Raw genomic sequence first — 23,149 nt, 5'->3', positions numbered from 1 at the left:
TGGCGTCATCTGCGGTTGTACAGCCGCATCGTGACCGTACCGAAGCCGATCAGCAGGACCGCCGACCAGCCCAGGGACCAGGCGATGGCGGCCGTCGGCCAGTGGCCCGCCATCAACTCCCGCACCCCGGTCGCCACATGGCTGACCGGGCTGTTGTTGACGAATGCCTGGAGCCAGCCCGGCATCGTCTTCGGGTCGACGAAGATATTGCTCAGGAAGGTCAGCGGGAAGAGCACCATCATGCTGACGCCCATCACGGACTTCTCGCTGCGCAGCATCAGCCCGAACATCGTCCAGACCCACGAGAACGAGAACGAGAAGACCAGCAGCAGCGCCACCCCCGCCACGATCCCGGGCACCCCGCCCTGGGGGCGGTAGCCGATGAGGATGCCGACGCCGAGCATGACGGCCGAGGCGATCACATAGCGGACGACGTCGCCCAGGAGGTAGCCGACCATCGGGGCCGGGCGCCAGATGGGGAGGGTGCGGAAGCGGTCGAAGACACCTTTCTCGATATCGGTGTTGACCGCGACGCCCGTGTACATCGTGACCATCACGACGCTCATCACCAGGATCCCCGGCAGCAGGAACTGGATGTACTCCGAGGTGGAACCGGCCAGCGCGCCGCCGAAGAGGTACGAGTACAGCAGCACCATCATGATCGGGAAGGCCGTGACGTCGAAGAGCTGCTCCGGCACATGCTTGATCTTGAGCAGGGTCCGCCAGCCGAAGACGAGCGAGGCGGTGAGCCCGCTGGGCCGGGGCGGCCGGTCCTGGCCGGCCAGGAGGGCCGCCAGATCCTCCGCCGTGGGAGAGGCCGGCGCGGGATCCGCGAGATCGTGGGCGTTCTTCGTCTTCGTGACCGCGGTGCTCATGCCGCCGCCTCCTCCGTCGTCGGGGTGGTCGCCCCGCTGCCGTCCGGGCCGCCGTCAAGGCCGCTGTCCGGTGCGCCGTCAGATCCGTGGCCCGGGTTGTCGTCCGGGCTGTCGTCCGGCTTTCTTTCGGTGAGGGCGAGGAAGACCTCGTCCAGACTCGGCTGGCCCAGCGAGAAGTTGTCCACCGTGATCCCCGAGCGGGCCAGCTCCGCCAGTGCCCGCGCGGCCTGTTCGGCCACGCCCCGCTCCGTGCTGTGGCCGTTGACCGTCGCGGTCAGCGCCACCGGATCGGGGTCGAGCTGCACGGCCGCGCCGAGCTCCCGCGCCAGTACCCGCTCGGCCTCCGTCCGCTGCCCCGCGTCCCGCAGCCGCAGATGGACCGACCCGGCGCCGACCGACGCCTTCAGCTCGCCCTGCGTGCCCTCGGCGATCATCCGGCCCCGGTCGATCACCGCGATACGGGAGGCCAACTGGTCCGCCTCGTCCAGATACTGCGTCGTCAGCAGCACCGTCGTGCCGTGCGCGACGACGGCCCGCACGATGTCCCACACCTGGTTACGGCTGCGCGGGTCGAGCCCGGTCGTCGGCTCGTCGAGGAAGAGCAGGTCCGGCGTGTTGAGGAGGGAAGCGGCGATGTCGATACGGCGCCGCATCCCGCCCGAGTAGTTCTTGACCTGGCGTCCCGCCGCCTCCGCCAGCCCGAACGCCGCCAGCAGCCGCGCCGACCGCTCCCGCGCCGCCCGTCCCGAGTGGCCGAGGAGCCGTCCGAGCAGCACCAGGTTCTCCGTACCGGTCAGGTCCTCGTCCACCGACGCGTACTGCCCGGTGAGGCTCACCCGGCCGCGTACCGCGTCCGCTTCCTTCCGTACGTCCTTGCCGAAGACCCGCGCCTCGCCGCCGTCCGGCCGGAGCAGCGTCGCCAACATCCTGACGAGGGTCGTCTTCCCCGCCCCGTTCGGCCCGAGGAGCCCGTAGACGGTGCCCGCCGGCACGGCGAGATCGACGCCGTCGACGGCCCGGTTGTCACCGAAGACCTTCACCAGCCCTCGGGTCTCGATCGCCAGATCAGTGCTCATTGCTGTTCCCTTGTCCGTGGGTCAGGCCGGCACTCCCCGCGCCCCGTGCCCCCTCACCTCCCGGGCGCGAGACACGACCGCGCGGCCCGCCAGATCGGATCTGGCGGGCCGCGCGGACAGCGATACCGCTCGGACGTCAGGGTTCTCGCGTGTAGAAGCGGTAGAAGGTGGCGATGACCGTGCCCGCGCCGATCGCGAGGCCGATCCCCGAGGACAGCAGCACGCTGTGCCCGGTGAGGCTGTAGAGGAAGCCGATGGATCCGCCCACCAGCACGCCCCAGGCCGCCGCCCTGAGTTCGCGCGGCAGGGAGTGCTCCACCCTGAGCAGCCCGAAGAGGAGCAGCGCGAAGGCCGCCCCGGAGATCAGCGCCAGGGCGAGCTGCCCCCAGGTCGCCGGACCGCCGCTGCGCGCGATGGCCTGGGCGTACGCGCCGTAGGCGACGCCCAGGAAGAGCGGTACGCCGAGGACGAGCGGGGAGATGTGCCGACCGCTGCGCCCGGAGCGCGCGCCCTGAACGCCGGACCCGCCGGGCGCTCCGGGCACGCCGGGCGCGCCGGACCTTCCGGACCGGCCGGGCGCGCGGGATGGTTCGTACGTACGGTGCGCCCCTCGCGTACGGACCGGTGCGCCGCCGCCGTGCCGTCCGGGCAGAACAGGTGTGGCCATGGCCGGGAACTCCTTCCCTCACGCCCCCCTGCACCCCCACACCCCCCACTTCTCCAGAGCACACCCGCCCACCGCGCCCGTCAAGCCCGACCGGCCCCCCTCCTCACCGGGTCGGCGGCCCACCGCTCGCGCCGCCCGGCCGGTCCGCGTTCCCTTGAGGGGTGCGGACCAACCACCGGACCCGGACCTCCCTCTCCCTCGCGCTGATCCTCCTGCTGACGGTCCTCACCCCCCTCAGCGCGGTCGCCGCCTGGGCCGGTCTGGAGATCGGCGACACCCGCCGCTTCGTCGCCACGACCGCGCCGCTCGGTTCCGACCACGCCGTACGGATCGCTCTGGCGGACCGGATCACGGACCAGGTGATGTCGGAGATCAAGAGCGGCGCGTTCGATGTGGGGCCGTTCCAGGAGGACCTGCAAAGGGCGATACGCGATCTGCTGCACGACGCCGTGCTGTCCTTCACCGAGTCCGACGCGTTCAGGAACGCGTGGAGGACGGCGGTACGCGCCACCCACTCCACGGTGGAACAGGCCCTGACCAGCGGGCGGGGCAACGCCGTGACCCTTGATCTGGCGCCTGTGGTCCGGCAGGTGAAGGCTCAACTGGTCTCCGACGGGGTGCCGTTCGCCGACCGGATCCCCGTACGGGACACCCGCGTCGTCGTCCTGGAGGCGAACGGGCTCGGGGTCTGGCGCGAGGTCGCCGAAGGGCTGCGTGCCGCCGGGATCTGGCCGGCCGTGGGTACGGCGCTGCTCGCGGCGGCCGCCGTACTGACCGCCGTGGCCGGCCGCAGGCGCCGGGCGCTGACCGGGGTCGGCCTCGCGGTCGCGGCGGGCGGGGTGCTGCTGGTCGTGGTCGTCGCGGTGACGCGGGGGACCGTGCTCCAGGACCTGCCGGACAACGGGGACCGGTCGGCCGGCGCCGCGTTCTACGACGCGCTGACCGGCTCACTCCGTATCACCGGCTGGTCCCTGCTGGGCGCCGGGCTTCTGCTGGCCCTGGCCGCATGGCTGACGGGGCGCCTCACAGGCCGCCACCACAGCCGCCCCGCCTGACTTTACTAAATCTTTATGCCGATACCACCCAGCCGAATGTCCCTTTTGTTCCATTTGGAGCACCATGGGGATATGAGCCAGAACACAGCACAGCGGCCCCCCACTACGGGCATGGGCACAGGCACAGGTACTGGTACTGGAATGGGCATGGGAACCACCGGCGTAGGACACGGCACCGGAGCCCATGCGGAAAGGAAGGCCGCTTGGGCAGTTGGCGGTAGCTTCTTCGCCGGCGTGCTCCTGCTGGTGATCGGAGTGACAGACATTCTCCAGGGGATAGCGGCGATCAGGAGGAACGCGTTCCTCAACACCGCCGGCTACACCTACTCGTTCAACCTGACGTCGTGGGGCTGGATCCATCTGGCGATAGGCGTTCTGCTCGCCCTCGTCGGTATGGCACTCCTCGCACGGGCCAGGTGGGCACGGTACGCGGGTATAGGACTTGCCGCGCTGAACATGATCGCGCAGTTCATGTATCTGCCACACCAGCCGGTGTGGGCCGTCGTGGGCATGGCACTGTCGGCGTTCATCATCTGGGCGCTGGCCAACGACCGAGGCGCTCTCGATGCCGGGGCACGATCCGGGTCGGGCGCGAGAACCTGACGGTCCGGCACCCCAGCACCGGAACACCCAAACCAACCTCGCGGGAACAGCGGTTGTCGTCGCTGTTCCCGCCTTCACGTATGTGCGTCCATAAGGCGTGAGGAAGGATGGGGACCTCCATCAGGCCATGACCTCCATCAGGCCGAGCGCGAGAGGCCAACCCCGTTGACCAGAACGGACCGCACGGACAGCAGCACGGACAGTACGGACAGCGGCGACCGTACGGACCCTGCGGACGCCCCGTCACCGCCCGTCGCCCGCCCCCTCCACCAGCGCCTGCTGGTCGGGGCCACCGGCCTGTTCCTCCTCGCCGCCACCGTCCTCCTCGGCTGCCGGGCGCTCGGCAGCGACGGCGTCACCCCCGTACCGCAGCTCCTCGCGTTCCTGCCCTGGCTGCTCGTCCCCGCCGCCCTCGCCCTGCTCCTCGCCGCGCTGCTGCGCTGGCGCGCCGGGGCGGTCTGGGCGCTGGTGGTCATGGGCGCTGCGGGATGGTTTCTGCGGCCGTACGACACGGGCTCCGGCACCGGCACCGGCACGGGCTCCGGCACCAACACCGGCTCCGAGGTCAGGGCGGCGGGCGCCGCGTCCGGGGCGGGCAGCGCCGCGCCCGTCCCGCTCACGGTGCTGACGTCCAATGTCGAGTACGGGCAGGCCACACGCGGCCTGATCGAGGTGATCCGCCGCGAGAAGCCCGACCTCGTCTTCGTTCAGGAATGCGAGTTCCGCTGCGTGGAACTCCTGGCCGAACAGATACCGGACGCCGACTACCCGTACCGGAACGTCGTCAAGGCCAGCAGCGCCGAAGGGTCCTCGATCCTCTCCCGCTTCCCGCTCACCGACACCGCGCGCATCCCCGGCCTCCTCGCGATGCCCGGCTCCACGGCGCGCGTCGGCGACCGTACGGTGCGACTCCAGCTCGCCCACCCGCTGCCGCCCATCCCGGGCATGGTCGACGACTGGCATACGGAGCTGGGCCGTATCCGTACGTTCGCCGCCGCGCAGAAGGCGGCCGACGCGCCGCTGATCCTCGCGGGCGACTTCAACGCCACCCGCGACCACGCCACGTTCCGCTCCGTCCTGGACGCGGGCGGGCTGCGCGACAGCGCGCTCCTGGCGGGCGCGGGCCGTACCCCGTCCTGGCCCACCGATCTGCCCAGGCCGCTGGGCGCGCAGATCGACCACGTCCTGGTCAGCGACGACTTCTCGGTACGGAGCGCCCGCTTCCTGGACCTGGCGGACACCGACCACCGGTCGCTGCTCGTGGGCCTCGAACTCCACTGAGCGCGGTCCGACGCGGTCCGGCACGGTCCGACATGCGGGCGGGGCGGCCCGGCGTGAGGATCGGAGCATGAACGACGAACCCAATGCCGACATCCTGCGGAACATCGACGCGCTCGTCGCGGAGGAGCGCGCCCTGCGCGAGCGCTCGACCCGCCGGCTCGGCCTCGCGCCGGACGAGGAGACGCGGCTGCGCTCCGTGGAGGTCCAGCTCGACCAGTGCTGGGACCTGCTGCGCCAGCGCCGCGCCAAGTCGGAGTTCGGGGAGAACCCGGACGAGGCGCGGGTCCGGCCGGCGAGCGAGGTCGAGGGGTACCAGGCGTAGACGCACACGCGGCCGGAGCCGGCCGGACCGGGCACCGGTGTCGGCCACGGTCCGTCTCGTACGTCACCCTGGCGCCATGGGAGAACACTCCGACCCGAGCGACGCCCCGAGCGACGCCCCACGCGACGCCCCGAACGACGCTCCACGCAGCGACCCGAGCCCCAACCAGGGCAGCACGGCCGCGCCGCGCCGCCCCACCGCCCCCTCATGGCTGCTCGCGGGGTTGCGGCCCAGCTCCGCGCCCATCCCGTGGGCCGCCGTCGCCCGTGCCTCCGTCGGCATGGCCGTCCCCCTCGCGGTGGGTTTCGCCGTCGATCAGCCCGCCTATGGGGCGCTCGCCTCGATGGGCGCCCTGTACGGCGTCATCGGCGACACCGCCGACGCGTACCGGATGCGGATCTTCCACATCGCGGTCCCCCAGCTCTTCGGCGCCGTCGGCGTCACGCTCGGCGCGCTCGTCTTCGACCGGGGCTGGTGGGCCGTCGGCGTGCTCACCCTGCTCGCGCTCGTCTCCGGAATGATGTCCTCCATCGGCGCGGTCGCCTCGTCCTCGGGGCTCCAGCTCCTCCTCTTCTCCGTACTGGGCGCGGGACTGGCCATGCCCGAGCCCTGGTGGGTGGCGCCGCTCCTGTTCCTGCTCGGCGGGCTCTTCGTCCTCCTCCTGTCCCTGCTGGCCTGGCCCCTGCGCGGCATGGAACCGGAACGCGCCGCCGTCGCCGGTACGTACCGCGCGGTGGCCGACCTCCTCGCGGCGGCGGGCCGCCAGGGAACCGGCGGGCTCCCCGGGCCGGAGCGGGACGCGTACGACACGAGACGCCAGGCCGTCACCGACTCCCTCAACGAGGCGTACGACCTCGTCCTCGCCCGCCGCGCCCGCGAACACGGCCGCTCGGAACCCCTCGTACGGCTCCTCGCCCAGCTCAACGTCGTCATCCCGCTGGTGGAGGCCGCCCCCGCCGCCCATCTGCACGGCCGTCCGCTGCCTGCCGCGGTGCCCGACGCCGTAAGGAAGCTGGCGGACGCGGTGGCCGAGGGCCGTACGGACAGCGCCACCGAGCCGGACCGTCCCCTGCGGCCCGGCGCCACCTCGGCGGAGCGCGCCGTCGACGCCGCGCTCCGCCACGCCACGTCCGTCGTGCACCACTCCGAGCCCGACCCGCACAACGTCGACGACCGGCTCGGCCGCCCCGCCGCCCTCCGCGTCCGCGCGCGCCGCGCCACCCGCGACGTCCTGCTCTCCGAGGACTCCTGGCGGTACGGGCTGCGCCTCGCGCTCTGCATCGGGCTCTCCCAGGCGCTGGTGTCCCTCGTCCCCGTACCGCGCTCGTACTGGGTCGCCCTCACCGTCACCTTCATCCTCAAGCCGGACTACGGTTCGGTCTTCTCCCGGGCCGTGCTGCGCGCCCTCGGCACGGTGGCCGGGCTCGTCGTCGCGGCGGCGATCCTCTCCCACGTGGCGCGCGGCTGGTGGGACGTGGCGGTGATGCTCGTCATCGCGGGGATCGTGCCCGCGATGACGGCGAAGGGGTACGCCTTCCAGACGGCGGCCATCACCCCCGTCATCCTGCTCCTCTCCGACCTCCTCAGCCACGAGGGCTCCGGACTGCTGCTCCCGCGCTTCGTCGACTCGATGATGGGGTGCGCGATCGCCCTGATCGCGGGGTACCTGCTCTGGCCGGAGAGCTGGCACACCCGCATCGGGGACCGGCTGGCGGACGCGGTCGAGGAGACCGCGGAGTACGTACGGTGCGCCTTCGCGCCCACGCCCGGCGCCGACCGGTCGGAACGGGTGCGCACCCGCCGCCGCATCTACCGCGATCTCTCCGTCGTCCGCACCGAGTTCCAGCGCGCCCTGACCGAACCGCCGCCCACCGGCACCCGCGCCAGGGCCTGGTGGCCGCTGCTCGTCGCCGTCGAACGCGTCGTGGACGCCACGACGGCGGCCCGGGTCCGCGTCGACCACGGCGCCCCGCCGCCCGCCCCCGCCGAGATCGCCGCGATCGAGCGCCAGTTGCGCGAACTGGCGGACGGTATGCGGTCGAGCGCCGTCCTGGTGGAGGTACGGGCGGAACTCGGCGGCGACGAGGAGGGCGTCCTGGCCCCGCTGCGCCAGGAGGTACGGGGCGCACGCGCCATCGCCTCCCCGCAGCGCCGCACCGGCCTCACCGGACGCCCGACGCCTCCCCCGGCGTGACCCCCGGCCGGCCCCCGGGCCCTTCCGCCGCCCCGCCCGGCACCTTCAGCAACGCCCAGACCCGCTTCCCCGGCCCCTGCCGCGGCGCCACGCCCCAGTCGTCGGCCAGCGCCGCGACCAGCGCCAGCCCCCGCCCGCACTCGTCCTCCGCCTCCGGAACGCGCGGCCTCGGCAGAAGGTCCCCCGCGTCCTCGACCTCCACCCGGAACAGCCCCTCGGCCCGGAACAGGGTCACGGCGATCTCCCGGCCCGGCGGACTGCCGTGCCGCAGCGCGTTGGTGACGAGTTCCGACAGCAGCAGAGCCGCGGTCGCGCCCGGATCCCCGTCCAGCCCGATCCGCGCCCGCAACACATGGCGCGCCCGGCCGACGCTACGAGGGTGACTGGAGAGCCGGAAAGTGACGTATTGGCCCTGCGGATCGCGCTGTTCGTCGTCCTGCTTCGTGGGGGCGTCGTGGTTCATGGGAAGGAACTTCCCCGTAACAGGACATTTACGTTTTCCGGGCCCGCATATCTCGCCCCGAACGCCACGTTTCGCGCTCCGCTCAATGGCACGGATTGTCGGGGGTCGGTGGTTTCGCCGCCGCCAGTTCGCACCAGACGGTCTTGCCGACGGTACGGGGCTCCACGCCCCAGCGGTCCGCGACCTGCTCCACGATCAGCAGCCCCCTGCCGAAACACTCCTGGCCGGTGGCGGCCCGCACCACCGGCATCCGCTCCCCGCGCGGATCGGTGACCTCGATACGGAGCACTGCGGCCGTCAGGGCGAGCCGCACCCGGAAGAACCGGTCCCGCAGACACCCGTGCAACAGCGCGTTCGTCGCCAGCTCACTCACCAGCAGCGCCGCCGACCACGACCACTCCGGGCGCCCCCACTCCGCCACCAGACGCCCCGTATGACACCGCGCCAGCGACACACTGCCGGCCACCGGCGTGTAATCCAGCGAATCCACCTTCAACACGGGCCCGAACTCAGGCCCCGGGGCCGGAACTTCCTGCGCAGCGGTCATGAACACGCACCTCCGTGTGCGGTCGGGATCTGCCCGTACGAGGACGCGCATGGCAGTGGCGATGCCACCGGACCACACCCCTTCCAGGGCAGGGCACGGCGGTGCACTTCCACCAAGTGGCTCCGCAGTGCGAGCGATTGCGCACTGAACGTAGCGGCCGGTATGCGCAAAGCTCAAGCGTTGCGGGAACATATTCCCCGTAAGGGTGATCGGCCACCGAAGACAACAGGGGAGTGACACACTGTGAACAAGCTGACGAGGAGGGTGACATGGGGAGAGCCCCTGGTTGGACGGGCGGGAGCCGAGTTTCCACCGTGCTGGGCCGCAAGTTGGGCGGGGAGCTGTACAAGCTGCGCGTCGCGGCGGGCAAAACGCAGCAGGAGGGTGCCGCCGCGCTGAGCGCGACTCCGACGAAGGTCGTCAAGATGGAGAGCGGCTCGGTACCCATGCGGGACCCGGACATCAAGGCGCTGTGCGAGCTGTACGAGGTGGACGCCGACGTCCTGCACCGGATGCGCGAACTGGCACGGAGGGACCGGGACCGGCGCAAGGTGAAGGGGTGGTGGGACGACGAGCAATCCGTCGCCGCTCAAGTCGAGTACATCTCCACGGAGGACGCGGCATTGAGCATCCGACAGTGGCAAATGGCGCTCGTCCCCGGCCTGTTCCAGACTCCCGAATACGTCCGGGCCATGGGGGTGGCCGATCTGTCCTGGGACGACATGGACCGGATCGAGGAGGTCGTCGCCACACGGTTGAAGCGCCAGGCACGACTGCACGCCGAAGACCCTCTGCACATCCATGCGGTGATCTGGGAAGCCGCGCTCCGGCAACTGATGGGCGGCCCCAAGGTGATGAGCCGTCAGCTCAATCATCTGTGTGAGCTGTCAGAACTCCCCAACGTACGCATTCAGGTGCTGCCCTTTCGCGCCGGGGCGCACCCCTGCGTCGGTGGTCCCTTCAGCATCCTCTCCTTCGGCGAGGAGGGAGCTGTGGACGTGGTGTACCAGGACACCGCTCGGTCTACCATCTGGTACGAGGATGCGGCAGAGGGATCCGACTACGCATCTCTCTTCGCCCGGGTCGCCGGATCGAGCCTGTCGCCCTATGACTCGGTCCAGTTCATCGACAGTGTCAGCAAGGGATTGACCGAGTGATGTCCTTCCAGTTCAAGAAGTCCAGCTACAGCGGCGGCACCCCTGACTGCGTCGAAGTCGCCCGGAACATACCCGGTACCGTCGCCGTCCGCGACTCCAAGAACCAGGCCGGCCCGGTCCTCCTCCTCACCCCCGCCGCCTGGTCCGCCTTCGCCGCGACCGTCCCCGCGCCGAGGATGTCAAGGTAGGCCGATCACTCCGCTGAGCTGGAGTTTTTGCGCTGGTTGGCCTGGAAGCGCGCCTTCTTCTGGCGGTTCCCGCACGTGTTCATCTCACACCATTTGCGGGTGCGGCTCTGGCTGGTGTCGAAGAAGGCGGCTTGGCAGGTCGGTGACGCGCACAGGGCCAGTTTTCCGTCTCGTTCGCCCGCGATGATGCTGACCGCGTCGGCGGCGATCACGCTGAGGGCGTCTTCCACGCTGGAAGCCGAGCCGAGCAGCCATCGCCGCTTGCCCTCGGGCGTCAGGACGGCCGCGGCCCGACCCTGCGCGCTGAAGTCATTGATGACATGGACGGCGGACGCGGGCAGAGCCTCCTGGAGCGCGGCCGCTGTCGCGGCGGCGTGAATCGACTCCCTCAGTTCCCGGGCACGGTCGAGCTGGGCCGTGGTGCAGGACGCCACGGCGAGGCCGTTCACTTCCAGCCAGTCGACAAGTCGGTGCGGCACGGGAATGCGCTCCACAGGGATGCCACGACGCTCCGACAGGGTCCCCGTGAAGCTGGTCGCCAGCACGGTACCGAGGCGGAAGTCAGGGAAGCCGTCACGCATGGAACCACCTTAGCCGGTTGCGGCGTGCTGGGAGAACTGTTAGAACCGTCTTAGACGGTTCTCGACAGATCGGAGCCGAGCCGGTTCCGCGACGGCCAGGAGGTTTTCATGTCCCGCCCCACCAGCGACGTGCAGGCATTTGAAGCCCACGCGAGCGACGCCGACCTTGACGATCTGCGCGCGCGGCTGGCCGCCGCGCGGCTGCCGGAGGCCGAGACGGTCTATCGCCCCGCGCCCGACCCGCGCCGATGGGAGCAGGGCGTTCCGCTCGCCGACCTCGCCGATGTCGTGGACTACTGGCGCACCGGGTACGACTGGCGGCCGTTCGAGAAGCGCCTCAACCGGATCGGCCAGTTCCGCACGACCATCGACGGTCTGGGAATCCACTTCCTGCACCGCCGGTCCGCGCGCGCGGATGCCACTCCGCTGATCCTGACGCACGGCTGGCCGGGCAGCATCGCCGAGTTCGCCGACGTAATGGACGAGTTGGCGGATCCGAAGGACGCGGACGCCCCGGCGTTCCACGTCGTGGCCCCGTCGCTCCCGGGCTTCGGTTTCAGTGACAGGCCGGCCACCACCGGGTGGGGAACCGAGAAGATCGCGGCCGCCTGGGTGGAACTGATGGGGAGGCTCGGCTATCGCAGGTTCGCAGCCCACGGCGGCGACTGGGGAGGCAACATCACCACGGTTCTCGGCGGCAGGTTCCCGGAGCATGTGCTCGGCATCCACACGACGTTCGCGGAGGCGCCGCCCGGGGTGACCATGGACGGGCTGACGGCGGTCGAGCGCAGGTGGGCCGAGGAGACCCGCGATTTCTGGCGCCACCGCGCGGCGTACGCGAAGCAGCAGGCGACCCGCCCGCAGACCATCGGCTACTCGCTCGTCGACTCACCGGTCGGGCTTCTCGCCTGGATCCTCGACAAGTTCGCCGAGTGGTCGGACACCGAGGACAGCCCGTTCGAGACCATTTCCAGGGACCGCGTTCTGGACAACGTCACCCTGTACTGGCTGACGCGGACCGGCGCGTCGTCGGCCCGTATCTACTACGAGAGCCACAACTCGCTGGACCCCGAACTCCGGGTCGACGTCCCGTCGGCGATCAGCATGTATCCCGGCGACGTCGAGAAGTGTCCGCGCCCCTGGGCACAGGAGCGGTACCGCCGGATCGTCCGGTGGAGCTCACCGGAGAGCGGGGGGCACTTCCCGTCGCTGGAGGTCCCCGAGTATTTCGTCAACGATCTGCGAGAGGGCCTGGCGGCAGTGCTGGCCGCTCATCGGTGAACGCGGCTCGGCGGCGCCGGATCCGTACGGTCATGTCGGTGAGGACATGATCCGGACGAAGCCGGCGCCGCGAACGGCCTGCCTGGCCAGCCAGCCGGCCTGTCTAGCCGACCGCCGCGTTGACCGAGGCGATGATCTTCTCGCCCCATGCCTTCGTGACGCTGCCCTCGCCGTTGGCCTTGAGCATGAGGTGGCCGAACTTCGTGGCGCGGTTGGCGCGCAACTGCTGGAGCTTCATGGGGCTCAGCGAGCTCTTCTCCTCGTGCGAGACGAGGTCGAAGGTGTGGTTGTTGCTGCTGCGGGAGACGAACGAGAACTTGTGCGCGGCCGAGCCACCGCCCTTGATCACGGTGAAGCCGATGGTCATGCCCGCGCTCTGCATGTCGTCGGCTTCCATGTCCTCGACGAGGTTCGCGTACTTCTTCTTGTCCTCGACACGGCTGGAGAGCTTGCCGTGGCTGGACATGGCACCTGATGCGGCGTGCGTGGTGTATTCGGAGTACTTCTTCTTGTACACCTGCGACTTGTCCAGTATCTCCGGCGGATTGGCCGCGTCCTCCTGCTCGTGCTCCGCGACGCCCTGCCTCAGGTATTCACCGGTGCTCTGCGTCGGGAAGAGGACGATCTTGGGCTCGGTCGGTGCGCCGTTCGAGTCCTGGCCGCCGAAGCGCACCAGGCCGGTGAACGCGTGGCCGGGCTGGGCGAGGCGGAAGCCCTCCATGCCACCCTTGTGCACCTTGACCTGTCCGCCGGGGACGACCGGCCAGTGCGGCGGCGCCTTCCCGTCCCCGTTGTCGACGATGTACGCGTCCGAGTCCTTGTATCCGGGCCGGCTTCCCTCGCGGAGCGCGGCCATCTCCGGCGTCTCGACGAACGGTTGCCCGTTCACCGCCGCGTAGCGGGCCTTGATCTGGTCCACGATGTCCGTCCGGTTCACGCCGTAGTACTTCGTCAGTACCTGCTTCACCAGCGGCTTGTTCTTCAGCGGCAGCATGCCGTTCGGCACGGTGGAGCGGATCCCCTCGTGCTCGCGCGGCAGCTCGAACTCCGCGTCGGCGGCGGACCCGGCGCCCTTCGGGGGCCCCGTCCGGATGGGCATCGGCATCGGCGCCGGGGGCGGCGGGGGCGCCGGGGGGCCCGGCATGCGCTGGATGCTCGGCGCGTGCGGATCCCCGCGCAGCGCGAGGCCGACGGCGCGGTTGCCCACCTCGCCCTGGAGACGGAGGAGTTGCGCATTGCCCGGGGTCGCCGACCGGGTGGGCGCGACCGACGCCGAACGCGCGGGCACGGGCGAGGCAGGCCGGGCGGGTGCGCGCTGGACCCGTTGCCCCGCCGTGGCCGACCGGGGACGCTCCTGAGCGTGCATCACTGGCCTTTCTGTTCAGAGAAACCCGAGTGGATCGCTCCAAGCCAGTCTGGAGCAACGGGCGTTGCGCCGGTCGGCCGGGAGCGGATCCGTCCCCGCCACTCGCGGCTGAGGCGCCCCTCCCCTCGTGCTCGACCGTTCGCTGTCATGGATGGGACTCTACGAAATCCACGGGCCCATCAACCAGTCGGTCCCCTCGGTCCGCTCGGTCCCCTTGGTCCGCTCGGTCCGCTCGGTCTCCTCGGTCTCCTCGGTCCCCTCGCCCCGCCGCCGATCGCGCGGACGCCGACCGTTCAGACCTCGGTGCGCTCGACGGGGATCCACAGCTCCGCGTCCGCCTCTGCCCCGTCCGGCGACAGCCGGGTGCGCAGGATCTCGGGTCCCGGCCGGCTCCGGTACGGGTTGGACGGGAACCACTGCGTGAACACGTCCCGCCACAGATACTGGAGCGCCTGCGGGAACGGCCCGGAGTTCTCGAAGACGGCCCAGGTCCCCGCCGGGACGGTGAGCGCGTCCAGGTCCTCGGGGACCGCGGCCCGGGTCACCACGCCGTGGTAGTAGTCGAGTTCGGTCCCCTCGGCCCGGCTCGGGTCGAGGCCGTCGCTCACCGCGACGATCCCCTCGGGTTCCTGGTCGGACAGCGCGGTGATACGCCGTATCGTCTCCTGGCCGATGCTTCGGATGAAGTCGGCGATAGCGTGATTCATGCCCTCATGGACGAGGGGGACCCGGGCCTTCCGGCCCGCCACGACGAACTGCTCCTTCTCCACAACCCGGTACCGCATACCGCTGCTCCCTTCGATGACGAGGCGGAAGGACATCCGTGGCTGGGAGTGCAGAGCCGCACCGGTCCGTCTGGCCTCGCCGGGACCGACGCCGTGCACAGCGCGGAACGCGCGTGCGAACGCCTCCCCCGAGGTGTAGCCGTAGCGCACCGCGATCTCCAGCAGCGTCCGCTCCCCGGCGAGCACCTCGGCGCCCGCCACGGTGAGCCGCCTGCGCCGGATGTACTCCGACAGCGGGATCCCCGCCAGCGCGGAGAACATCCGCCGGAAGTGGTACTCCGACGTCACCGCGATCCGCGCCAAGTCGGCCACCTCGATCCGCTGATCGACCAGGTGCGCCTCGACGTGCTCCAGGGCCTGGTTCAGCCGCTCCAGCATCCCCGCCTCCTTCCCTTTCCGCTCCACCACGTTAGGAAGGGACCAGGGTGCCGGACCCGACATCCTGTGCCCGTCGCGGTCGGGTGATCAGGCGACGCGGCCCGGTACCGAAGGGGCGCTCCTCACACGGTCGTCGGGGGTGTTGCCGCCGATGGGGCGGTGACGGCGGCGACGGTCGCCGGGGTGGTGCGGATGTGCCGCATGTCAGGTCGTCGCGCAGGCTGTCACGGCCGCCGCGGTGGCGGTACCGGCCGTGGTGGAGACCGCGCAGGCCAGGGGGTCGGGCAGGTCATGGTCCACCTGCACGGGGCGCGTGGCGGGAGCGTCCGTACCGGCCCAGGCCACGGTGGTACCACCGGCCAGGAGGGAGGCGGTGGCGAGGGAGACGACAGCGATGTGGTGAAGCTTCATGGCGGGAACCCCTGTCAGGAGAGAAGGGTGGGCCCACGGGATCCGGCGCGGACGACCGGATCCCCCGGGCCCACGAAGAAGACGGGAGCCGAAGCGGCTCTCCCCCGAAGAAGAACACCCGGATCCGCCGGTGTCCCCTCGGCAACCGGCCGATCCCCCCGCCCGCGCACCTCCCGACCCGCGCACCCGACTGCTCCGTAACGCCTGATCACGTGCCGTGCTCTCGCCTCCGGCGGGCCGTTCGGCCGCCCGCTCAACGGCCCATCCGGGCCGCCTCGTACGGGCATCACCGGGGGCCCAGGCGGTCGCGCACCACATCGCCGGACCGGGCCGCGTCTCCGGCGCCGTGACCGACGAGACCCTCAGCCCCCGCGAAGCCGTCGCGCGGCTCCTCCACGGGTCGATCACCATGCAGACGGCCCCGACCCACCGCCGCGGCTGCCTCGTCGCCCTCTCGGGGACTTTGCCATCTCTTTACAACCGGTCGCCCCGCTGTCTCGTCTCTCCGCTCGATCCGTAAGGCAGCCCGCCACGTCCACCGGGCGGGCGGACCGACGAAAAGAGCGATTCATGCGCCGAACTGTCCTCAGTGCCCTGGCACTCGCGGCCACCGCCGTACTCGCGGGCGCCGTGCCCGCGTTCGCCGACGGGGCGGGCCCGGCCCCCGTCCCCGCCGCCGGCACCTCCGACTCGACCCCGGCCCCCGCCGCCGAGCCCGCACCGGCCGACGCCACCGCGGCGCCCGCCCAGGCCGAGAAGGCGACCCCGGCCCCGGCCCGCCCCGCGGCCGAGGAGCCGACCCGGGCCCCGGCCCCGGCCCGCCCCGCGGACGGGGAGCCGAGCCAGGTCCCCGTCGTACCGAAGGGCGCGCCGGACACCGGCGCTGCGCCCGCGTCCGCGGCGTCCGGGATCGGCGGCGGGCTGATCGGCGGAGGCGCCGCGGCGGCGTTCGCGGTGGGCGGCGCAACGTTTCTTCTCGTACGGCGCGGGCGGACGACCGGGGCATGACATCGCTCTCCAGGCGCGCCTTCCTGACCACGGCGACCGCGGCCACGGCATCGCTGCTCGTGGGCTGCGGCGGCAACGGCAACGGGTCGGGACAGGACGCGGGCGCGCGCTCCGGCGGTACGCGGACCCCTGCGCGGTCCTCCGCGCGTACGGCGCCGGAGGGCGGGCGTCCGATTCCGGTCGGGCTGGAGATCCCGGCCATCGGGGTCGACACCGCGGTCATGACGCTGGGACTCGCCCCGGACGGAACCGTGGAGACGCCCCCGATCTCGGCCAACGACCGGGCGGGCTGGTACCGGCACTCACCGGTGCCGGGCCGCAAGGGACCTTCGGTGATCCTCGGCCATGTCACGGTCGGCGACTACGGAGCCGGGGTCTTCCACCGGCTCGCGCGGTTGCAGCAGGACGACCGGATCGTGGCGCGCCTGGAGAACGGCACGAGGGCGACGTTCGCCGTCACCTCCGTACGGACGGTCGCCAAAGCCGCCTTCCCGACCGAGGAGGTCTACGGGAACGTCGACCGCCCCGAGCTGCGGCTCATCACCTGCGGCGGCGTCCTCACCGGTGACGGCTACCCCGACAACGTGATCGCCTTCGCCACGCTGACGTCCGCCGACTCCTGAACCGCCCCCCGACCTGCCCCCCGCTTGGTCCCCGGGCCGGTGGAACCGCGATCCACCGGCCCGGGTCCTCCCCCACGAGTGCCACCACGACCATGGAGAGCGTTGAAACGGTCCCGCGAGAAAGCAGCGTCCGAGCTGTTCGCCGCGCTCTACCCGCGCCTCTCCGGCTGGTGCCGCCGGCTGGTCGACGACGACGAGACGGCCCACGAGATCGCCTCGGAGGCGTTCACCCGGCTCTGGGCGCGCTGGACATCCGTCGCGGAGCCCCAGGGCTTCCTCTACGTCACCGCCGCCAACCTCGTCAGGGACCACTGGCGCAAACTGGAGCGCGAGCGCAGGGCCGTGCGCAGGGCCGGGGTCGAGGCGGCCGTCCGCCCGCCGGCCGAGCAGGACGACCCCTCGGTCCGTCTGCTCGTACAGTCGCTGCCGGAACGGCTGCGCGTCCCGATCCTGTTGCACTACTACGCCGACATGCCGATCCGGGAGGTGTCCGTGCTGACCGGGCGCAAGGAAGGAACCGTCAAGGCCGATCTTCACGCGGCCCGAGAACTGCTCCGCGCCCACCTGAGGAGAAGCGTTGATCACACACTCTGACGAGGGCCCGGAGTTCGAGCCCGACGACCCGCTCGCCGTCATCCTGCGACCGTCCTCCGACCATCTCGGCCCGCCGCCCGGCCGCTACGAGGCGATCCGCCGCACCGCCGCCCGCCGCCGGCTGCTCCGCGCCGCGGTCGGGGTCGGGGTGTCCTGCGCCGTCGTCACCCTCGCCGTGCTGCCCCTGAGCTTCTCGGAGGAGGTGGCACCCACATCCCCGACGGTCCCGCTCGCCCCACCGCCCGCAAGCACACCGCCGCCCACGCCGAACCCGTCGACCACGCCGAACTCGTCGACCACTCCGAGCCCGTCGACGGGGACCACCCAGCCGGAGTCACCCAGCGCCGAACCCACCGCGGTGCCCCGGTCAGGCGGTCCCCCGGCCCCGGCCGAACCGACCGCGATCCGGCCGCCCGTCGAGAGTTCGACGGCCCCGAGGACGGCCGACGGGGTCAACCCCACGCAGTCGTCCCGTTTTTAAGATCACGTGGACCCGTGCCCGTTCTGATGCCTCCGCCACCTCCCAGGCGCCTATTGCCGGTCGGCCTAAGAACATCAAGGGTCTCAAGGGCCTCAAGAGCTCCTCGGCGCCTGGCCCTGCTCGAACCCCTGCAACCGCTCCAGCTCCCTGCGGTCCCGCTTCGTCGGACGGCCCGCGCCCCGGTCCCGTACCGGGACGGACGGGGTCAGTTCGCGCGGCGGGGGCGGCGGGCTGTTGTCGACGTAGCACTCGGCCGCCACCGGCGGGCCGACCCGTTTCCGTACGACGCGGGAGACCACGACCACCCGGTCGCGGCCCGCGTGCCGCAGGCGGACCTCGTCGCCCGGCTTCAGGGTGTACGCGGGTTTGACGCGTTCGCCGTTGACGCGGACGTGGCCCGCGCGGCAGGCCGTGGCCGCCTGGGAGCGGGTCTTGGTGAGCCGTACGGACCAGATCCAGGTGTCGACCCTGGCCGTTCCCTCGCCCGATGCCGATCCCGATGCCGATGCCGATGCCGATCCCGTGCTCGTACCGGAAGCCTCAGAAGCCATGTGCCGAGCGTAGCCCGACGACGGTGAACGGTGGTCCGGTACAGCGCGCGGAAACGACGCGGAAAGGGGTGGCACCGGTCCGAGCGGCGCCACCCCTGCTTCCGTACGGCTACGCGCTCGGCGTCACACGCCGATGTCGCGGCCGTCGTTGCGCCAGACCGAGATCACCGACGGGCGGACGATCTTGCCGGGGCCGTCCGGCCAGGCGCTCGCCGGCTTCTCGACCGAGGCGCCGTCGACCTCGCCCGGGTGCTGGACCGCGACCAGGACCCGGCGGTCCTGGATGACCGGGCCGCAGGTCTCCGCGCCGTTCGGCATCGTCAGGAACTGCTTCAGCTCACCGCGCCGCTCGCCCTGCGTCGCGACGCCGAACAGCCCGTCGTGGTTGCCGAGCGCGTTGCCGTCCGTCGAGATCCACAGGTTGCCGTGCGGGTCGAAGGCGACGTTGTCCGGGCAGGAGATCGGGGAGACCTTGTCCTTCGGGAAGCCCGCGAAGTACGTGGCGGGGTCCTTCGGGTCGCCCGCGACCAGGAAGAGCCGCCAGGCGAAGCCGTCGCCCGCCGGGTCGTCCCAGTTCTCCGCCAGCTCCAGGATGTGCCCGTGCTTGTTGGCGTTGCGCGGGTTGGCCTCGTCGGCGCCCGCCTTGCCGGACTTGCCGCGGTCGGTGTTGTTCGTCAGCGCGACGTAGACGCGGCCCGTGCGCGGGGACGGCTCGACGTCCTCGGGGCGGTCCATCTTCGTGGCGCCGACCTTGTCGCCCGCGAGGCGCGTGAAGACGTACACCTCGTCCGCGGACATGCCGGGAACGTGCGAGACATCGCCGGTGGCCAGCGGGATCCACACGCCGGAACCGTCGAACTCACCGTCGTTGGGCAGCTTGCCCGTGCCGTCGAACTCGCCCGCCGGGCTGTCGCCGGTCAGCTTCGCGACGTACAGCGTGCCCTCGTCCAGCAGCGTCAGGTTGTGCTCGTGGGCGGCGCGCCCGCCGCCCTTCTTCATCTTCTTCGAGGAGACGAACTTGTAGAGGTAGTCGAAGCGCTCGTCGTCGCCCATGTAGACGACGGGCCGGCCGTCGGCGGTGAGGCGCGGCTGCGCGGCCTCGTGCTTGAAGCGGCCGAGCGCGGTGCGCTTACGCGGCGTGGAGTCCGGGTCGTACGGGTCCAGCTCGACGACCCAGCCGAAGCGGTGCGCCTCGTTGGGCTCCTGCTTGAGGTCGAAGCGCTTGTCGAACAGCTCCCACTTGCGCTCGGTCGCGCCGGTGCCGATGCCGTACCGCAGGTCGGTGGCGCTCGAAGCGTTGGCGAAGTACTGGTTGAAGTTCTCCTCGCCGTGCAGCGTGGTGCCCCACGGGGTGGTGCCGCCCGCGCAGTTGTTGAGCGTGCCGTACACCTTGCTGCCCGTACGGTCGGCGGAGGTACGCAGCAGCTCGCTGCCCGCGGCCGGCCCGGTGAGGCGGAACTCGCTCTTCACGGTGAGGCGGCGGTTGAGCTGGTGGCGGGTGACCGCGGTGAGCTTGCCGCTCCTGCGGTCCTCCTCGACCACGACGACGGAGAGGCCGTGAGCCGCCCAGGCGATCTCGACCTGCTCGCGGGTCGGCTTGGCCGGGTCGTACCCCTTGAACATCAGGATCTCGTCGGTGTACTCGTGGTTGGCCACGAGGAGCTGCCGGCCCTGCTCGCTCTTCCCCTTCATGGGGAGCAGGCTCAGGAAGTCGTTGTTGTAGCCGAACTGGCCCGCCTGGGCCTTCGCGGACTGCTTGTCCGCGTTGAAGGCCGGCGCGCCGCGCAGGATCGGGTCACCCCAGCGGATGACGACGTTCTGGCTGTGTCCCGCGGGGATGGTCACCTTGTCGGCGGTGTTCGGCGCGACGGGGTTGAAGCGCAGGCCGCGGGCGCCGTCGGCCGCGGCGGCCGAGCCGCCGCCGTTCGTACCGGCGGGGCCGTTGCCGGCGGCCGGGGCGGCGGACGCCGGGGAGTCACCGGGGCCGAGGACGACCGCGCCGCCCGCAGCGCCGACGACCGTGACGACGGCGGCGGCACGCATCATCGAACGCCGCGACAGGGCACCGGCGATGACATCACCGACGTACTCGTTGTCGCTCTTGTTGGGCACCTCGTGGAAGCAGGCGTCGCCACAGCGGTAACGGCAGGTCAGGGCCGAACGGCCGCCGGGATGCGGGGAAGAGGGGGAGCTGAGCAGCGGGAGCAGTTTGCGCACGTTCGCCTCCGGTGATGGTTCGGCGCGCGCACCGCGCCGACAGGGTGTCGGGATGTCTCGGCGGTGACGTTAAGCGCGGGCCCCAGCAGGGCGGCAGCCGGAAGGTGAACGGAGCGTGAATCCGAATCGACCGAGTGGTCCGGGGAGAGTAATCCCCGGCACGCGCGTCATCGCGAGGCAACGGGAGGTCGCGCCGATACCCTTCTGCCCGTTACGTAAACCGCCCCTGCCGTAGATCGCCGGGGACGGCCGCTAACCTTACGTATCCGCCCTGGCCAGGGATGCGCGTTTCCCCGGCGGCGGACACCGCACCCACCCCATCTGAAAGGCTCGCCCATGGGCATTCGGAGCTTGCTGCGCAAGGTGTTCGGACGCGACCGTGCGGAGGAGCGCAACGGGTCGGCATCGGCGTCGGACGCGACGCCGGACGTGACAGCCGACTCGGCCTCGGAAACCTCGGTCGCGACCGCCGACTCGAAGGCCGACTCGAAGGCCGACTCGAAGGCGGAGTCGGAGTCGAAGGCGGAGGCCACGTCGGAGGCGGCCTCGGACTCGGCGCCGGCGTCCGTCTCCGTACCGTCCCAGGCGGACCGTACGGACCGTACGGAGAAGGCGGCCCCCGCGCGGAAGTCGCCGGCGACGGCGAACGCCGGGACGGGATCGGGTACCGGGGTCGGCGCCGGCGCCGCGGACCTGGTGGCCGCGGCGTTCGACAACGCCCGCCCCAGCGAGCCGGAGCGCAGCGTGCCGTCCCAGGCGTCGCGCACGCGCGCGGCCGACGAGCCGCTGACGACCGCTCCGGAAGCCCCGGCGGCCCCGGCCACCCCGGCCACCCCGGTTGTCCCGACCGTTCCCACCGTCCCGACCGTCCCGGCGCAGGCGTCGGCCGAGCCGGAGCCGAAGGCGGAGTCGAAGCCCGAGCCCGAGCCGGAAGCGAAGGCCGCGCCCGAAGCGGTAGTTGAGCCTGAGGCGGTAGTTGAGCCCGCACCCGAGCCGGTCGCCGAACCCGAGCCCGCACCGGTCGCGGAAAGCGAAGCCGCACCCGAGCCGGTCGCAACCCCCGTGCCCGAGGCCGACGTTCAGTCCGAGCCGACCCCCCTCTCGACCACCCTCCCCGAGCCGGACGCCGAGCCCGCTGCCGCTGTCGCTGTCGCGGAGCCCGCCCCCGGCCGCCCCGCCTTCACCCTCGCCCGGGTCAAGTCCCGTGCCCCCGGGCTGGCCGAGCACTACAAGGCCGCCGGCGCCGCGCTCAAGAAGTTCGGGCTCACCGGCCGTCGCGCCACCGTCTATCTCGTCCTCGACCGCTCCGGCTCCATGCGGCCGTACTTCAAGGACGGCAGCGCCCAGCACCTCGGCGAGCAGGCGCTCGCGCTCTCCGCGCACCTGGACGAGGGCGCGACCGTCCCCGTCGTGTTCTTCTCGACGGAGATCGACGGGACCGGGGAGCTCGGGCTCGCCGCGTACGAGGGGAAGATCGACGAACTGCACGGCTCCCTCGGCCGCATGGGGCGTACGAACTACCACCGCGCCGTCGAGGAGGTCGTCGCGCACCACGAGAGGTCCGGGGCCGGCGGGCCCGCGCTGGTGATCTTCCAGACGGACGGCGCGCCCAGCGCCGTACGCGCCGCCGAGCAGGCGTTCGCCGAGGCCGCGGGCCTGCCCCTCTTCTGGCAGTTCGTGGCGTTCGGCGAGGAGGACTCCAAGGGCTTCGACTTCGCGCGGAAGCTCGGCGCGGACGAGGCCACCGCCAACGTCGGCTTCTTCCACGCGGGCCCGGCCCCGCGCGAGGTGCCCGACGCCGCGTTCTACCGCGGGCTGCTCGCCGCCTGGCGCCCCGACGCCGACCTGTAGCCCGCAGCCCGCAGCCCGTAGCCCTGGAGCAGGGCCTCCCGCACGACCCCCGGATCCCCCCGCCCGGCCGGTACGCTCGGACCATGGACCAGCAGCGGCTTGCCACCCTCGCGCACCTGCGCCGGGCGCGGGATCTGGTCGACCGGGAGTACGCGCGTCCGCTCGACGTACCCGCCATGGCCCGCCACGCGCTGATGTCGCCGGGGCACTTCTCCCGGGCGTTCCGGGCGGCGTACGGGGAGACGCCGTACAGCTATCTCATGACCCGGCGGGTCGAGCGGGCGATGGCGCTGCTGCGCGCCGGAGCGAGTGTGACCGACGCGTGCATGGAGGTCGGCTGTACCTCACTCGGCTCGTTCAGCTCGCGCTTCACCGAGCTGGTGGGGATGACGCCGAGCGCGTACCGGGCCCGGGAGCACGACGCCGTGAGGGCGATGCCCACCTGCATGGCGAAGGAACGCACCAGGCCCACGAGGGACCGACCCACCAGGGACCGGCCCACCGGCGGCCGATCCACCCGGGACCGATCCACCGGCGACGAACCGGTCAGGATTGGAGAAGCGGTCCCTGTAGCCCCCGTCTAGCGTGGGCTTC

At 71.6% G+C, this 23,149-nt stretch carries 25 protein-coding genes; 14 read left to right on the top strand and 11 right to left on the bottom strand.

All coding sequences use genetic code 11. The features are described from left to right. Positions 1 to 5: 5 nt before the first annotated feature. The 3 genes from ACIO3P_RS12840 to ACIO3P_RS12830 all read right to left on the bottom strand — a co-directional run bounded on the left by ACIO3P_RS12840 (position 6) and on the right by ACIO3P_RS12830 (position 2,618). Entirely contained in the window at positions 6 to 875 is an 870-nt protein-coding gene (locus ACIO3P_RS12840) for an ABC transporter permease (RefSeq protein ID WP_401849203.1), read from the bottom strand. After that, the gene (locus ACIO3P_RS12835; protein WP_401849201.1) at positions 872 to 1,951 is read right to left on the bottom strand and encodes an ATP-binding cassette domain-containing protein; all 1,080 of its coding nucleotides are present in this window, start codon (positions 1,949 to 1,951) and stop codon (positions 872 to 874) included. Before ACIO3P_RS12835 ends, ACIO3P_RS12840 begins: the two co-directional genes overlap by 4 nt. 136 nt (positions 1,952 to 2,087) lie before the next feature. After that, on the bottom strand, positions 2,088 to 2,618 hold the full coding sequence (locus tag ACIO3P_RS12830) for a hypothetical protein (RefSeq protein WP_401849200.1): 531 nt from the start codon (positions 2,616 to 2,618) through the stop codon (positions 2,088 to 2,090). A gap of 161 nt (positions 2,619 to 2,779) precedes the next feature. Between ACIO3P_RS12830 and ACIO3P_RS12825 the strand changes: the two genes are divergently transcribed. The 5 genes from ACIO3P_RS12825 (at position 2,780) to ACIO3P_RS12805 (ending at position 8,073) form a co-directional block, all read left to right on the top strand. Continuing rightward, on the top strand, positions 2,780 to 3,673 hold the full coding sequence (locus ACIO3P_RS12825; protein WP_329824378.1) for a hypothetical protein: 894 nt from the start codon (positions 2,780 to 2,782) through the stop codon (positions 3,671 to 3,673). Positions 3,674 to 3,745: 72 nt separating this feature from the next. Further along, on the top strand, positions 3,746 to 4,276 hold the full coding sequence (locus tag ACIO3P_RS12820; protein WP_329824379.1) for a hypothetical protein: 531 nt from the start codon (positions 3,746 to 3,748) through the stop codon (positions 4,274 to 4,276). A 165-nt stretch (positions 4,277 to 4,441) separates the two neighbouring features. Next, on the top strand, positions 4,442 to 5,557 hold the full coding sequence (locus tag ACIO3P_RS12815; RefSeq protein ID WP_401849198.1) for an endonuclease/exonuclease/phosphatase family protein: 1,116 nt from the start codon (positions 4,442 to 4,444) through the stop codon (positions 5,555 to 5,557). Between the two features lie 67 nt (positions 5,558 to 5,624). Continuing rightward, entirely contained in the window at positions 5,625 to 5,879 is a 255-nt protein-coding gene (locus tag ACIO3P_RS12810) for a DUF2630 family protein (RefSeq protein ID WP_329824381.1), read from the top strand. Positions 5,880 to 5,955: 76 nt separating this feature from the next. Continuing rightward, positions 5,956 to 8,073 (top strand): FUSC family protein, encoded by a 2,118-nt coding sequence (locus tag ACIO3P_RS12805; protein ID WP_401849196.1) that lies wholly within the window; start codon positions 5,956 to 5,958, stop codon positions 8,071 to 8,073. On the opposite strand, the gene ACIO3P_RS12800 is transcribed toward ACIO3P_RS12805, so the two are convergent. Beyond that, a complete protein-coding gene (locus ACIO3P_RS12800) occupies positions 8,042 to 8,536 on the bottom strand; it encodes an ATP-binding protein (RefSeq protein ID WP_329824383.1) in 495 nt (164 codons plus the stop codon). The genes ACIO3P_RS12805 and ACIO3P_RS12800 overlap by 32 nt on opposite strands. Before the next feature lie 82 nt (positions 8,537 to 8,618). Then, the gene (locus ACIO3P_RS12795; RefSeq protein ID WP_401849195.1) at positions 8,619 to 9,026 is read right to left on the bottom strand and encodes an ATP-binding protein; all 408 of its coding nucleotides are present in this window, start codon (positions 9,024 to 9,026) and stop codon (positions 8,619 to 8,621) included. A 371-nt stretch (positions 9,027 to 9,397) separates the two neighbouring features. On the opposite strand from ACIO3P_RS12795, the gene ACIO3P_RS12790 reads away from it, so the two are divergent. Together ACIO3P_RS12790 and ACIO3P_RS12785 are read left to right on the top strand one after the other, a co-directional pair. Further along, positions 9,398 to 10,240 carry a helix-turn-helix transcriptional regulator gene (locus ACIO3P_RS12790; RefSeq protein WP_329822936.1) on the top strand — a complete coding sequence of 281 codons (843 nt, stop codon included), beginning with the start codon at positions 9,398 to 9,400 and terminating at the stop codon, positions 10,238 to 10,240. Continuing rightward, on the top strand, positions 10,240 to 10,428 hold the full coding sequence (locus tag ACIO3P_RS12785; protein WP_401849193.1) for a DUF397 domain-containing protein: 189 nt from the start codon (positions 10,240 to 10,242) through the stop codon (positions 10,426 to 10,428). Before ACIO3P_RS12790 ends, ACIO3P_RS12785 begins: the two co-directional genes overlap by 1 nt. A gap of 5 nt (positions 10,429 to 10,433) precedes the next feature. Here the strand turns inward: ACIO3P_RS12785 and ACIO3P_RS12780 are convergent, their stop codons facing one another. Further along, entirely contained in the window at positions 10,434 to 11,009 is a 576-nt protein-coding gene (locus tag ACIO3P_RS12780; protein WP_329822934.1) for a CGNR zinc finger domain-containing protein, read from the bottom strand. 108 nt (positions 11,010 to 11,117) lie between these two features. On the opposite strand from ACIO3P_RS12780, the gene ACIO3P_RS12775 reads away from it, so the two are divergent. Beyond that, entirely contained in the window at positions 11,118 to 12,290 is a 1,173-nt protein-coding gene (locus ACIO3P_RS12775) for an epoxide hydrolase family protein (RefSeq protein ID WP_401849191.1), read from the top strand. Between the two features lie 103 nt (positions 12,291 to 12,393). Here ACIO3P_RS12775 and ACIO3P_RS12770 read toward each other — a convergent pair whose 3' ends face one another. From ACIO3P_RS12770 to ACIO3P_RS12760, 3 genes are all read right to left on the bottom strand, one after another. Beyond that, complete coding sequence (locus ACIO3P_RS12770) at positions 12,394 to 13,656, bottom strand: hypothetical protein (protein WP_401849190.1); 1,263 nt, start codon at positions 13,654 to 13,656, stop codon at positions 12,394 to 12,396. Between the two features lie 293 nt (positions 13,657 to 13,949). Next, positions 13,950 to 14,819 carry an effector binding domain-containing protein gene (locus ACIO3P_RS12765; protein WP_401849188.1) on the bottom strand — a complete coding sequence of 290 codons (870 nt, stop codon included), beginning with the start codon at positions 14,817 to 14,819 and terminating at the stop codon, positions 13,950 to 13,952. 204 nt (positions 14,820 to 15,023) lie between these two features. After that, the gene (locus tag ACIO3P_RS12760; RefSeq protein WP_401849185.1) at positions 15,024 to 15,230 is read right to left on the bottom strand and encodes a hypothetical protein; all 207 of its coding nucleotides are present in this window, start codon (positions 15,228 to 15,230) and stop codon (positions 15,024 to 15,026) included. Positions 15,231 to 15,800: 570 nt separating this feature from the next. Between ACIO3P_RS12760 and ACIO3P_RS12755 the strand changes: the two genes are divergently transcribed. The 4 genes from ACIO3P_RS12755 to ACIO3P_RS12740 all read left to right on the top strand — a co-directional run bounded on the left by ACIO3P_RS12755 (position 15,801) and on the right by ACIO3P_RS12740 (position 17,936). Beyond that, positions 15,801 to 16,238, top strand: coding sequence for a sortase-dependent protein (locus ACIO3P_RS12755; protein WP_401849183.1), 438 nt, complete (start codon positions 15,801 to 15,803; stop codon positions 16,236 to 16,238). Further along, complete coding sequence (locus tag ACIO3P_RS12750) at positions 16,235 to 16,861, top strand: class F sortase (protein ID WP_401849181.1); 627 nt, start codon at positions 16,235 to 16,237, stop codon at positions 16,859 to 16,861. Before ACIO3P_RS12755 ends, ACIO3P_RS12750 begins: the two co-directional genes overlap by 4 nt. Before the next feature lie 102 nt (positions 16,862 to 16,963). After that, positions 16,964 to 17,455, top strand: coding sequence for an RNA polymerase sigma factor (locus ACIO3P_RS12745; protein WP_329822927.1), 492 nt, complete (start codon positions 16,964 to 16,966; stop codon positions 17,453 to 17,455). Continuing rightward, on the top strand, positions 17,439 to 17,936 hold the full coding sequence (locus ACIO3P_RS12740) for a hypothetical protein (RefSeq protein WP_401849180.1): 498 nt from the start codon (positions 17,439 to 17,441) through the stop codon (positions 17,934 to 17,936). The genes ACIO3P_RS12745 and ACIO3P_RS12740 overlap by 17 nt, the downstream gene beginning before the upstream one ends. A gap of 92 nt (positions 17,937 to 18,028) precedes the next feature. On the opposite strand, the gene ACIO3P_RS12735 is transcribed toward ACIO3P_RS12740, so the two are convergent. Both ACIO3P_RS12735 and ACIO3P_RS12730 read right to left on the bottom strand, forming a co-directional pair. Then, on the bottom strand, positions 18,029 to 18,487 hold the full coding sequence (locus ACIO3P_RS12735) for an RNA-binding S4 domain-containing protein (protein ID WP_401849178.1): 459 nt from the start codon (positions 18,485 to 18,487) through the stop codon (positions 18,029 to 18,031). A 123-nt stretch (positions 18,488 to 18,610) separates the two neighbouring features. Next, positions 18,611 to 20,704: a PhoX family protein gene (locus ACIO3P_RS12730; RefSeq protein ID WP_401849177.1), complete on the bottom strand. Its 2,094-nt coding sequence runs from the start codon at positions 20,702 to 20,704 to the stop codon at positions 18,611 to 18,613. Between the two features lie 336 nt (positions 20,705 to 21,040). On the opposite strand from ACIO3P_RS12730, the gene ACIO3P_RS12725 reads away from it, so the two are divergent. Both ACIO3P_RS12725 and ACIO3P_RS12720 read left to right on the top strand, forming a co-directional pair. Beyond that, a complete protein-coding gene (locus ACIO3P_RS12725) occupies positions 21,041 to 22,555 on the top strand; it encodes a VWA domain-containing protein (protein WP_401849175.1) in 1,515 nt (504 codons plus the stop codon). A gap of 83 nt (positions 22,556 to 22,638) precedes the next feature. Beyond that, the gene (locus tag ACIO3P_RS12720; protein ID WP_329822920.1) at positions 22,639 to 23,139 is read left to right on the top strand and encodes a helix-turn-helix transcriptional regulator; all 501 of its coding nucleotides are present in this window, start codon (positions 22,639 to 22,641) and stop codon (positions 23,137 to 23,139) included. Positions 23,140 to 23,149 lie beyond the last annotated feature (10 nt).

Origin of the sequence: Streptomyces sp. NPDC087310 (genome assembly GCF_044744405.1) — a bacterium.
Lineage (GTDB): Bacteria > Actinomycetota > Actinomycetes > Streptomycetales > Streptomycetaceae > Streptomyces.
This window is presented reverse-complemented; position numbering and strand designations above follow the sequence as displayed.